Origin of the sequence: Streptomyces olindensis (assembly GCF_040645895.1) — a bacterium.
Taxonomy (GTDB): Bacteria; Actinomycetota; Actinomycetes; order Streptomycetales; family Streptomycetaceae; genus Streptomyces; species Streptomyces olindensis.
This window is the reverse complement of sequence record NZ_JBEYZD010000130.1, coordinates 1-9,976: the sequence shown is the minus strand read 5'-3', so window position 1 is coordinate 9,976 and position 9,976 is coordinate 1. Positions and strand designations below refer to the sequence as shown.

Here is a 9,976-nt window from a genome sequence, read left to right as displayed (position 1 = left end):
GCCACCATCTGCGTCCCGCCCCACAACGCGGTGATCTTGTTGTGGCAGGTCCGCTCCGCCGCCCAGAACGCCGCGACCGTCGCGGTGATGTCATCACGCAGCTTGTTGTGCTCGTCGACCTTGTCCTCGTCGTACTCCCACTCGTCATCGTCCTTGACCGAGGAGACGAAAGCCGCCGCGTCCGCCTTCAACTGCTTCAGCTTCGCAACCAGCGGACGGATCTCCGTCGCATACGACGACAACGCGCCCGACACCTTCTCCAGGTCGTCGGCGAACGCGTCCGCCTTCTCCTTGACCGGCTTCGTCGTCGCGAACAACTGCTCCGCCTCCGGAGCCTGGTAGAACGCCGACAAGCCCTGGAAGCGGGAGTGGATGTCACCGCCCGCGTCCCGGACGTGACCCGCGTCCTTCTTCAGGTCCGCGTAGTCCGTCTCCAACTGCTCCAAGTCGCCGGTGAACTGCGGGATCTTCTCCGGCTGGATCACGTTTCCCCAACCCCCGTAAGCCTATTGACGCCTGCTCCGGACCTAGCCCCTCCGAGCTTCAGTCAGTCAGATCATCATAGGAATAGTCACGGGCGTGGTCTGTGACCCCTTACCGAACCCCCACACGCAACCGAACGTCCGTTCCGCTCGTCACCTCTGTCACCACCAGGGTGGAGCTGCACCACCGGTACGAGGGGAGACGGCATGGACCGCACGGAGAGCACAGCCCGGGACGGAAACGACCCCGCCGAGCCCCAACCGCAGCCCCAACACCAACTCGAGCCTCAGACCGACACAGAACCCGGTGCCGCCCGCCCACGCCACCGTCGCTGGCTCAAACGCGCAGCCTTAACCCTGCTCATCGCCCTCCTCCCCCTCCTCACCGCCGAAACCGCCCTCTACATCAACTACACCGGCGATCCCGCACAGGGCACCCACACCCGCGACCGCGACGCCCTCTGGCTCGGCCACGCCTGGGTCGACGGCCGCAAGAAGGACGCCGACGTCACCGCCCTGGCGCGCCGCCTGCAAGGCACCGGCATCCGCGACCTGTACGTCCACTCCGGACCGCTGGAACACGACGGCACGCTCCCGAAGTCGGTGTATCCGAGGGCTCGTTGGTTCATCGACGCCGTCCACGAGAAACTGCCCGGCATCCGCGTCCAGGCCTTCCTCGGCGACGTCCTCGCGACCGAGAGCGCCGAGGGCATGCGCGTGGAGGACCCGAAGACTCGCGCCGCCGTGCTCCGTTCCGCCCGCCAGGTCCTGGACACCGGCTACGAGGGCATCCACCTCGACCTGGAGCCCATGCCGTCCGGCAACCGCGCCTACCTCACCCTGCTCGACGCCCTGCGCCGCGAGACCCGCTCCCGGGACGCCCAGCTCTCCGTGGCCGCCCACCAGATCGACCCGCTCCCGGAACTGCACACCGTGTTCGGCCTCTTCACCGAGAACCCCAAGTGGTGGTCGCAGGAGTTCTTCGGCCAGGTCGCCCGCCGCGTCGACCAGATCGCCGTGATGTCGTACGACACCGCCCAGCCGCTGGAGGGCACCTACGGCGGCTACGTCGCGCAGCAGACCTCCCTCGCCCTGGAGGTCACCCCGCCCTCCACCGACCTGCTGATGGGCCTGCCGTTCTACTGGGAGAGCAATTTCGACCACTGGGGCCACGCCGAGACCGTGCCCGCCGCCGTCCGGGGCGTCCGCCTGGGCCTGTCCCGCACGGACGCCGACCGGGCCCGCTTCGGCCTCGCGCTGTACATCGACTTCGCCGCGACCGAGGCGGACTGGCGGGCGTACAAGGAAGACTGGGTGCGGTGACTCCAGCCCCGAGCAACGACAGCCGCCACCCCGGCCCCCGGCGCCCCCTCACCCGCACCGACCTCGCCCCCCTCGCCCGCGCCGCGCTCGGCCCCGGCCGCACCCTCACCGGCGTCGAGCGCCTGCGCGGCGGCACCAAGAAGGGCGCCTACCGCCTGACCCTCGACGACGACTCCACGGCCGTCGCCTACGTCTGGTCGGCCGACGAGGACTACTGGGACCAGCCGGACCCCGACCCACGGGACCCCTTCTCCCACGGCACGGGCCTCGACCTGTTCACGGCGGCCCACGACCGGCTGGCCGCCGCCGGCGTCCGCACCACGCGCCTGCTGTACGCCGACGCCACGCACACGCACCTTCCGGCGGACGCGGCCGTCGTCGAGGACCTGACCGGCGGCAGCCTGGAGGACCTCCTGGCCCGGGACCCGCACCAGGCGCCTCAGGCCATGGAGCGGATGGCGGAACTCCTCGCCGCCCTGCACGCCCACACCGGCCCCCGCCTCGGGAAGGTCGCCCTGGTCGACCGCGGCGGTTCCTCCCACGCCGCCACCTGCGAGCAGCGGGTCACCGAGAACGCCCTGCGCTCCGTCGCGGAAGCGGCCCGCCGCGAGCCCCGCGCCGCCGCCGTACGCCGGGAACTGGAGGAGGCCGTCCACGCCCTGGCCGCCGAGGTCCGCCCCCGTGACCACCACACCCTCATCCACGGCGAGCTGGGTGCGGACCATGTGCTGCTCACGGCCGACGGGCAGCCCGCCCTGATCGACATCGAGGGCCTGATGTACTTCGACGTGGAGCACGAGCACGTCTTCCTCCGGCTCCGCTTCGGCCCGCACTACGACGCCCTGCGCGCCCCGGGCCTGGACGAGGCCCGCATGCGCCTGTACCGCCTGTCGACGCACATAGGGCTCGTCTCCGGCCCGCTGACCCTCATCGAGGGCGACTTCCCGCACCCGGAGCGGATGCGGGAGATCGCCGAACACAACCTCCGGGAGGTGCTCAGCCTGCTGAGGAGCGCCTCCTGATCTTCGAGCCCAGCCAGACCAGCGGGTCGTACTTGCGGTCGATCGCCCGCTCCTTCAGGGGGATCAGCGCGTTGTCCGTGATCTTGATGCCCTCGGGGCAGACCTCCGTGCAGCACTTGGTGATGTTGCAGTAGCCCAGGCCGTGCTCGTCCTGGGCGGTGGTCTTGCGGTCCAGGCCCGTCTCCGCCGCCGCGTCCAGCGGGTGCATGTCCAGCTCCGCGACCCGCATCAGGAACCGGGGACCGGCGAACGCCTGCTTGTTCTCCTCGTGGTCACGGACCACATGGCAGGTGTCCTGGCACAGGAAGCACTCGATGCACTTGCGGAACTCCTGGGAGCGGTCCACGTCCTCCTGCATCATCCGGTACTCGCCCGGCGCGACACCGGCCGGCGGGACGAAGGCCGGAACCTCCCTCGCCTTCTGGTAGTTGAAGCCGACGTCCGTGACCAGATCGCGGACGACCGGGAAGGCGCGCAGGGGCGTGACCGTGATGGTCTCCTCGCGGTCGAACACCGACATGCGCGTCATGCACATCAGCCGCGGGCGGCCGTTGATCTCCGCCGAGCAGGAACCGCACTTGCCGGCCTTGCAGTTCCAGCGGACGGCGAGATCGGGCGCCTGGGTGGCCTGGAGCCGGTGGATGATGTCGAGCACCACCTCGCCCTCGTTGACCTCGACCTCGAAGTCCTCCAGGCCGCCGCCGCCCACGTCCCCGCGCCACACCTTGAAGTGGGCCGTGTAGCCGCTCATTCGTAGAGCTCCTCTTCGGCGAGGTACTTGACCAGCTCCTCCTTGTCGAACAGGGCGAGCAGGTCGGCACGGACGGGTTCGGTGGTCTCACGGGTGAGGGTGATCTGGCCGCGGACCGGGTCGGTCGCCGCCAGTCCGCCCGTCGGGTCGGTGAGCGCGCAGAGCAGGTTGATCCGGCGCCACTTGCGGTCCATCGCCGGGTGGTCCTCCCGCGTGTGGCCGCCGCGCGACTCGGTGCGCTCCAGGGCCGCCCGCGCCACGCATTCGCTGACCAGCAGCATGTTCCTCAGGTCGAGGGCGAGGTGCCAGCCCGGATTGAACTGCCGGTGTCCCTCGACCCCGGCCCGGCGCGCCCGTACCCGCAGTTCGGCCAGCTTCTCCAGGGCCTGCTTCATCTCCGGCTCCCGGCGGATGATGCCGACCAGGTCGTTCATCGTCTGCTGGAGTTCCTGGTGCAGCGTGTAGGGGTTCTCCGGCGGGCCGCCCGCCGGTTCCTCGATCTCCGCCTCGGCCGAGAAGGGCCGCAGGGCCTCGGCGGCGGCCGCGTCGATCTGCACGTCGTCCACGGCGGGGCGCGCCCCGGCCAGCGCCGCCGCGTACTCGGCCGCGTGCCAGCCCGCCCGGCGGCCGAAGACCAGCAGGTCGGACAGGGAGTTGCCGCCGAGCCGGTTGGAGCCGTGCATACCGCCGGCGACCTCACCGGCCGCGTACAGTCCGGGCACCCCGCGCGCCGCCGCCGTGTCGGACTCGACCGCGATCCCGCCCATCACGTAGTGGCAGGTGGGCCCGACCTCCATCGCCTCGGCCGTGATGTCGACGTCCGCCAGCTCCTTGAACTGGTGGTACATCGACGGCAGCCGGCGCTTGATGACCTCCGCCGGCATCCGGGTCGACACGTCGAGGAACACGCCCCCGTGCGGGGAGCCGCGCCCCTCCTTCACCTCGGCGTTGATCGCCCGCGCGACCTCGTCCCGGGGGAGCAGTTCGGGGGGACGCCGGTTGTGGTCCGGGTCGTCGTACCAGCGGTCGGCCTCGTCCTCCGTCTCGGCGTACTTGTCCTTGAAGACGTCGGGGATGTAGTCGAACATGAACCGCTTGCCGTCGGAGTTGCGCAGCACGCCGCCGTCGCCGCGCACCGACTCGGTGACGAGGATGCCCTTCACCGACGGCGGCCAGACCATGCCGGTCGGGTGGAACTGCACGAACTCCATGTTCAGCAGGGGAGCGCCGGCGAGCAGGGCCAGCGCGTGGCCGTCGCCGGTGTACTCCCACGAGTTCGACGTCACCTTGAAGGACTTGCCGATGCCGCCGGTCGCGATCACGACGGCGGGTGCCTCCAGGACGAAGAAGCGGCCCGACTCGCGCTCGTAGCCGAAGACGCCGCTCACCCGGCGGTCCTCCTGGAGCACGCGGGTGACCGTGCACTCCTGGAAGACCTTCAGCCGGGACTCGTAGTCGCCGGTCTCCTTGAAGTCCTCCTGCTGGAGGGAGACGATCTTCTGCTGGAGGGTGCGGATCAGCTCCAGGCCGGTGCGGTCGCCGACGTGGGCGAGGCGCGGGTACTCGTGGCCGCCGAAGTTGCGCTGGGAGATCCGGCCGTCCTTGGTGCGGTCGAACAGCGCGCCCCAGGTCTCCAGCTCCCACACCCGCTGCGGCGCCTCCTGGGCGTGCAGCTCGGCCATCCGCCACTGGTTGAGGAACTTGCCGCCGCGCATGGTGTCGCGGAAGTGGACCTGCCAGGTGTCGTTCTCGTTGGCGTTGGCCATCGCCGCGGCGATGCCGCCCTCGGCCATCACGGTGTGCGCCTTGCCGAACAGCGACTTGCAGATCACGGCCGTACGGGCGCCCCGCTCGCGGGCCTCGATGGCGGCGCGCAGCCCGGCACCACCCGCGCCCACCACGACGACGTCCCATTCCTGCCGGTCGACCACGGACATCAGTAGGCCTCACTCATCAGAAGAATCGCGGATCGTCGAAGGCACCGGACGCGACCAGGTAGACGTAGAAGTCGGCGAGCGCCACGCTCACCAGCGACGCCCAGGCGAGCTGCATGTGCCGGGCGTTGAGCTTCCCCGCCCACTGCCACATCCGGTAGCGCACGGGATGCCGGGAGAAGTGCTTGAGCTTGCCGCCGACGATGTGCCGGCAGGAGTGGCAGGAGATCGTGTACGCCCAGATCAGCACGATGTTGACCAGGAACACGAGGGTGCCGAGGCCCATGTGGCCCCACTCGTACTGCTCGTCGCGGAAGGCGAGCACGGTGTCGTAGGTCAGGATCCCCGCGACCACGATCGCGGCGTAGAAGAAGTACCGGTGGATGTTCTGCAGGACCAGCGGGAAGCGGGTCTCGCCGGTGTACTTCTTGTGGGGCTCGGCGACCGCGCAGGCCGGCGGGGACGCCCAGAAGCCGCGGTAGTAGGCCTTGCGGTAGTAGTAGCAGGTCAGGCGGAAGCCCAGCGGGAAGATCAGGATGATGATCGCGGGCGAGATGCCCCACCAGCTGCCGAAGATCTCCCAGTTCGGGCCGGCCTTCATCGGCTCGCACCGCTCCGCCAGGCAGGGGGAGTAGAAGGGCGAGACGTACGGCGCCGCGTAGTAGTCCGCGTCGGCGAACGCCCGCCAGGTCGAGTAGACGATGAAGGCCAGCAGGCCGGCGACCGTGCCGGCCGGGGCCAGCCACCAGCGGTCGGTGCGCAGGTGCGGTGCGGTGATCGCGGCGCGCGTACCCGCCCGTACGCCGCCGCTTCTCGGATGGGGTTCGGTGGCGGGGGGTTCCGTACCAGTGGCCACGTGACGACTCCGGTCGGGTTCGGGGGAGGTGCCGGTCGCTCGACGCCCTCCCGGTCAGGGAGCGCGCCGGTCCCGGGCGCCGAGCCCCTCGTCGTCCGAGTCGACCCACAGCGACGGGTCGTACGGCGCGTCCGAGATGGTGACGAGCTCGGGGCGCTTGGGTGCGGCCGGGGACGCGGCGGCGTCGCGCAGCAGGGCGACGCTCTCGCGCAGGTGGTTGGCATCGGCCCGGACGCGGCGCATCTCCAGGCCGCCGGTGCCGAGCTGCTTCTCCAGGCGTCCCAGCGAGCGGAACAGCTCGTCGAGGGAGCGCTGGACTGACGTCAGTTCATCGTGAACGGACATGACTTGCCCTCACTTCCGCGGGTCCTTCGAGGCCCAAGGCGGCAACGTTCATGCGCCTGCGAGTGTTGCGCGTCACACCTTGTGCTGTGAAGGGATGTGCATCGATTGGCCGAGGCGTGTGGGTGCACCGTGCGGTGCGTTGCGCCGCACGGGTGGCTTCCCGACCGTGACCGCCGTGTCGCCCTGTGTTGCGGAACCCTTTCCTCTTCAGTGGCCGCATACATCAGATGAACTCCAAATACCGCCAAAAGTGATCATAACGCCCGCGGCTTCCCGGAGGTAGCACAGATGTCCCAGCACGGCGTCGGCCCGCGCGCGGTCACGCGCTCGGTCGCCTTCCTCACCGCGGGCGTGCTCGCGGTGCCCGCGCTCGCCGGATGCGGCTCCGAGGACCCGGCCGGCAAGCCGCTCGCCGGGCAGGACATCCAGCCCGCCCCCCGCGACAGGATCGCCGACGGCGGCACCCTGCGCTGGGCCGTCGACTCCGTGCCCGACACGCTGAACACCTTCCAGTCGGACGCCGACGCCACCACCACCCGCGTCGCCCAGGCCGTCCTGCCGTCGATGTTCCGGATGGACTCCTCCGGCCGCCCTGAGCGCAACCCCGCCTACCTGGAGTCCGCGAAGGTCGTCGAGACCGAGCCCAAGCAGGTCGTCCTGTACAAGCTGAACCAGCAGGCCGTCTGGAGCGACGGCCGGGAGATCGGCGCCGCCGACTTCGCCGCCCAGTGGCGCGCCCTGTCCGGCAAGGACACCGCCTACTGGACCGCCCGCAACGCCGGCTACGACCGCATCCAGAAGATCGAGCGCGGCGACAGCGCCCTGGAGGTCCGGGTCACCTTCAGCCGCCCCTACGCCGACTGGCGCTCCCTGTTCTCCCCGCTGTACCCGAAGGACGTCATGGGCACCCCGGACTCCTTCAACGACGGGGCCCGCAAGAAGCTCAAGGTCACCGCCGGCCCCTTCACGGTGAAGGAGGTCGACACCAAGGACGAGGAGATCACCCTCGCCCGCAACCCGCGCTGGTGGGGCGAGCCCGCCAAGCTCTCCGAGATCGTGCTGCGCACCGTCCCGCGCGACAAGCGGACCGCCGAGCTGGCTGCCGGCACCCTCGACCTGGCCGAGATCGACCCCTCGGCGGCCCGCCGCATCACCGTCGCCGCCCGCCGGCAGAGCGCCGGCAGCCCCCAGATGGGCCCGGGCGCCGACCGCACCGCCGCGGACGACCTGCGCTCCTGGGCCGTCGCCAACGGCTCCGACGAGGACGCCGCCGACGAGGAGACCCTCGCCCGCAAGAAGCTGCGCAGGGCGGCCGTGAAGTACGCCCGGCAGCAGCAGGCCCTGCGCGGCTTCGAGGTCCGCAAGTCCCTGGAGCCCGCCTTCACCCAGCTCGCCCTGAACGGCGCCGAGGGCCCGCTCGCCGACGAGCGCGTCCGCAGGGCCGTCGCCCGCGCCCTGGACCGCAGGGAACTGGCCGAGGCCGTCCTCAAGCCGCTCGGCCTGCCCGCCGCCCCGGTCGGCAGCCACCTGGCCCTCTCCGGCCAGGCCCACTACGCCGACAACAGCGGCGCCCTCGGCGGCCAGGACACCAAGGAGGCCCAGGCCCTGCTCGCCGACGCCGGCTGGGTGCGCGGCGGTCCCGTCAAGGAGCAGAAGAAGAAAGAGGAGAAGGCGGCCGGCCCCGAGGGCGAGAAGGCCGGCACCTCCCCGGGCGGCGGGTCCGACGACGGCACGTACATCGTCGGCGAGGACGACAAGGCCCGGCGCGGTCCGGACCCCGCCGACCACCTCGCCCAGGACGGCAAGCAGTACAAGCACCCGCACCAGGGCGGCGCCCCCGGCGCGTACGCCCCCAAGGGCACCGCCGCCCCGGCGAACCGCGAGGCCGCCCCGCTCGCCAAGAACGGCAAGGCCCTCACCCTGCGCTTCGTGCTCCCCTCCGGGCCCGGCTCCCAGACGCTGCGCACGGTCGCCGACCGCATCTCCCGCATGCTGGAGCGCGTCGGCATCCGCACCGAGATCTCCAAGGTCTCCGACGACTCCTACTTCAAGGACCACATCGCGTCCGGCCAGTACGACCTGGCCCTGTACTCCTGGCCCGCGACGGCCTTCCCCGCCACCGACGCCCGCCCCGTCTACGCCAAGCCGGTCCCGGCCGCCGACGGCTCCCTGAGCATCGAGCAGAACTACACCCGCGTCGGCACCGACCAGGTCGACCAGCTCTTCGACCAGGCCGTCGCCACCCTCGACGAGGGCGAGTCCCGCTCCCTCATCCGCAAGGCCGACTCCCGCATCTGGGCCGCGGCCGGCTCCATCCCTCTTTTCCAGCGCCCCCAGCTCATGGCGGCCCGGAAGAACCTGGTCAACACCGGGGCCTTCGGCTTCGGCACCCCGGTCTTCGAGGACATGGGCTTCCTGAAGAAGGGCGCGAAGCCGGCGTCCGGGCCCTCCGCGACGAACCGATGACCCGGTAGCCCGCTTGCCGTTCCCGCCCGGCGCCCGCACCATGAACGCGGCAGTGATCATGGTGCGGGCGCCGGGCGTCCGTGCACGGGGGACGGGAGCCGGCGGATGCGCGGCACGGTACGGCGGGTCTGCGCGGCCGGTCTGGCCATCGGGGCGCTGGTGGCGGGACCGACGGCCTGCACGGGGGACACCGACGGCGACGGCACGGACCGCAGGACCGGCGGGGCCGCGGCGCAGATCTGCGAGAACGGCACCTTCACCTGGTCCCACCTCACCCGGCGGGACCGGCTGACCGGGATCTCGGACCCGGAGCGGCTGGGCGCGGGCGGCGGCGCACTGCGCAACCCGATCCGGCGGGTGTACACCCCGACCCCCTCGGTACGTGCCGACGGACCGGCCCCGTCCGCCGCGGAGATCCTCTTCTCCCTCGGCAAGAAGACCGGGGAGATCGACTCCGACGCGCCCACCCTGGCCGAGACCGACGGCGACACCTGGGCGTTCACCGACGTCGGGCAGCCGGCCCCGGAGTTCGACACCGGCCGCGTCACACCGCGCGCGGCGGGCGAGTTCTACCAGTACGCCGGTGTGCGGGAGGTGTCGGCGGACTTCCGCTACACCTGCCCGGACGGCAGGACCGCCTCCGGTCACGCCCGGAACTGGACGGTCGACATCGCGGGCGTGGCCGACTGCGACGAGCGCCCCGACTCGGCCCTGGGCCGGGAGGCCGCCCGGCACTCCTGCGAACGGGGCGTGTCATCCAGCCCGTCCGGCGCTTGAGGACGAGGCCCTTTCAGGGC

The 9,976-nt window shown here is 71.2% G+C and carries 8 protein-coding genes and 1 pseudogene; 4 read left to right on the top strand and 5 right to left on the bottom strand.

Features of this window, described 5'->3' with window-relative positions; translation table 11 throughout:
• Positions 1–485, bottom strand: a pseudogene (locus ABZ948_RS39820) (hypothetical protein); the annotation flags it as partial.
• A 204-nt stretch (positions 486–689) separates the two neighbouring features.
• On the opposite strand from ABZ948_RS39820, the gene ABZ948_RS39815 reads away from it, so the two are divergent.
• Both ABZ948_RS39815 and ABZ948_RS39810 read left to right on the top strand, forming a co-directional pair.
• Positions 690–1,805 (top strand): glycoside hydrolase family 18 protein, encoded by a 1,116-nt coding sequence (locus tag ABZ948_RS39815; RefSeq protein ID WP_359768020.1) that lies wholly within the window; start codon positions 690–692, stop codon positions 1,803–1,805.
• Positions 1,802–2,827: a phosphotransferase family protein gene (locus tag ABZ948_RS39810; RefSeq protein WP_359768019.1), complete on the top strand. Its 1,026-nt coding sequence runs from the start codon at positions 1,802–1,804 to the stop codon at positions 2,825–2,827. Before ABZ948_RS39815 ends, ABZ948_RS39810 begins: the two co-directional genes overlap by 4 nt.
• Here the strand turns inward: ABZ948_RS39810 and ABZ948_RS39805 are convergent.
• Genes ABZ948_RS39805 through ABZ948_RS39790 form a run of 4 tightly spaced genes read right to left on the bottom strand, consistent with a single transcriptional unit; the run spans position 2,802 to position 6,713 of the window.
• Positions 2,802–3,578, bottom strand: coding sequence for a succinate dehydrogenase/fumarate reductase iron-sulfur subunit (locus ABZ948_RS39805; RefSeq protein WP_359768018.1), 777 nt, complete (start codon positions 3,576–3,578; stop codon positions 2,802–2,804). The genes ABZ948_RS39810 and ABZ948_RS39805 overlap by 26 nt on opposite strands.
• The gene (locus ABZ948_RS39800; protein ID WP_359768017.1) at positions 3,575–5,515 is read right to left on the bottom strand and encodes a fumarate reductase/succinate dehydrogenase flavoprotein subunit; all 1,941 of its coding nucleotides are present in this window, start codon (positions 5,513–5,515) and stop codon (positions 3,575–3,577) included. The genes ABZ948_RS39805 and ABZ948_RS39800 overlap by 4 nt, the downstream gene beginning before the upstream one ends.
• A gap of 16 nt (positions 5,516–5,531) precedes the next feature.
• Entirely contained in the window at positions 5,532–6,368 is an 837-nt protein-coding gene (gene sdhC, locus ABZ948_RS39795) for a succinate dehydrogenase subunit SdhC (protein ID WP_359768016.1), read from the bottom strand.
• 54 nt (positions 6,369–6,422) lie between these two features.
• Positions 6,423–6,713 (bottom strand): Rv0250c family protein, encoded by a 291-nt coding sequence (locus ABZ948_RS39790; RefSeq protein ID WP_351348261.1) that lies wholly within the window; start codon positions 6,711–6,713, stop codon positions 6,423–6,425.
• 288 nt (positions 6,714–7,001) lie between these two features.
• On the opposite strand from ABZ948_RS39790, the gene ABZ948_RS39785 reads away from it, so the two are divergent.
• Complete coding sequence (locus tag ABZ948_RS39785; protein ID WP_359768015.1) at positions 7,002–9,179, top strand: ABC transporter family substrate-binding protein; 2,178 nt, start codon at positions 7,002–7,004, stop codon at positions 9,177–9,179.
• Between the two features lie 105 nt (positions 9,180–9,284).
• On the top strand, positions 9,285–9,956 hold the full coding sequence (locus ABZ948_RS39780; RefSeq protein WP_359768014.1) for a hypothetical protein: 672 nt from the start codon (positions 9,285–9,287) through the stop codon (positions 9,954–9,956).
• Positions 9,957–9,976 lie beyond the last annotated feature (20 nt).

Coding starts and splice junctions, on each gene's coding strand:
- ABZ948_RS39785 (WP_359768015.1), top strand. CDS start 7,002: ATGTCCCAGCACGGCGTCGGCCCGCGCGCGGTCACGCGCTCGGTCGCC.
- ABZ948_RS39805 (WP_359768018.1), bottom strand. CDS start 3,578: ATGAGCGGCTACACGGCCCACTTCAAGGTGTGGCGCGGGGACGTGGGC.
- ABZ948_RS39815 (WP_359768020.1), top strand. CDS start 690: ATGGACCGCACGGAGAGCACAGCCCGGGACGGAAACGACCCCGCCGAG.
- ABZ948_RS39800 (WP_359768017.1), bottom strand. CDS start 5,515: ATGTCCGTGGTCGACCGGCAGGAATGGGACGTCGTCGTGGTGGGCGCG.
- ABZ948_RS39780 (WP_359768014.1), top strand. CDS start 9,285: ATGCGCGGCACGGTACGGCGGGTCTGCGCGGCCGGTCTGGCCATCGGG.
- ABZ948_RS39790 (WP_351348261.1), bottom strand. CDS start 6,713: ATGTCCGTTCACGATGAACTGACGTCAGTCCAGCGCTCCCTCGACGAG.